Origin of the sequence: Paraburkholderia kururiensis JCM 10599 = LMG 19447, assembly GCF_003986935.1 — a bacterium.
In the GTDB taxonomy this organism is placed as follows: domain Bacteria; phylum Pseudomonadota; class Gammaproteobacteria; order Burkholderiales; family Burkholderiaceae; genus Paraburkholderia; species Paraburkholderia kururiensis.
This window is the reverse complement of record NZ_RJZE01000105.1, coordinates 1-872: the sequence shown is the minus strand read 5'-3', so window position 1 is coordinate 872 and position 872 is coordinate 1. Positions and strand designations below refer to the sequence as shown.

At 59.1% G+C, this 872-nt stretch carries 2 pseudogenes; both read left to right on the top strand.

Going from position 1 to position 872, the window contains the following annotated elements:
* Positions 1-160: 160 nt before the first annotated feature.
* Positions 161-436 (top strand): annotated as a pseudogene (gene tnpB, locus PKKP23_RS33465) (IS66 family insertion sequence element accessory protein TnpB); the annotation flags it as partial.
* 30 nt (positions 437-466) lie between these two features.
* Positions 467-745 (top strand): annotated as a pseudogene (locus PKKP23_RS33460) (transposase domain-containing protein); the annotation flags it as partial.
* Positions 746-872 lie beyond the last annotated feature (127 nt).

Sequence of the window (872 nt, the reverse complement as noted above, 5' to 3'; positions counted from 1 at the left end):
CCTGGCGGTATCCTCAGGAGACTCCCGTTATGCAAAGTAATCAAGCACGGCAAACAGCAATCTCCGCGGCTTGGGCGACAGGAATTCGCTTCGAATACGCATAACGAGTAACACCGCATAAGAGCGCTTATGTGGTGCACCACATAAGCGTTCCGGGTTCCAGGGGCTGGCCGCGAAGGTGCAGACAGCGCTCGAAGAGAATCCGCTGGGTGGGCACGTGTTCATCTTCCGCGGCCGTCGCGGCGATCTCGTGAAACTGCTTTGGGCGACCGACGACGGGCTCTGGTTGCTCGCAAAACGATTGGAGCGAGGCCGTTTTATCTGGCCTCAGGCTGATGGCGGAAAGATCCATCTGACGAGCGCCCAGTTGTCGATGCTGCTTGAGGGCATCGATTGGCGGCAGCCACGCCGCACAGCCGCGCTGTCGATGTTGTAAACCGCATAGAAGGCTCGTAAACTGCGATGCATGTCCAAAGATGCGCCGCTTCCTGCCACCGTCGCTGAGCTCCAGGCCCTGGTGCTCGCGCAGCAGGCGTCGCTGCTTGAACAGCAAGCCTCGATCGCAAACATGGTGCGGGAGATCGCCGCACGCGACGACGAGATCGAACGCCTGAAGGCGCAGATCGACAAGCTCAGGCGGATGTACTTCGGTAGCAAGTCCGAGAAACTGGCTCGGCAGATCGATAAGCTCGAGGCGCAACTGGAAGACCTGACGGCCGGCCAGGGTGCAGCAGAGACGCGAGGGTGTTGATTTGCACGGAAGCCTGACCCACGATTTGCATTGAATTCTGACCCACCCGTTGGACCAGCTTTGCGGGTTATTCGGTGGGTATCTGGGTCTTCTTTCGCTCCTTCTTTGGCTGTGTCGTGCT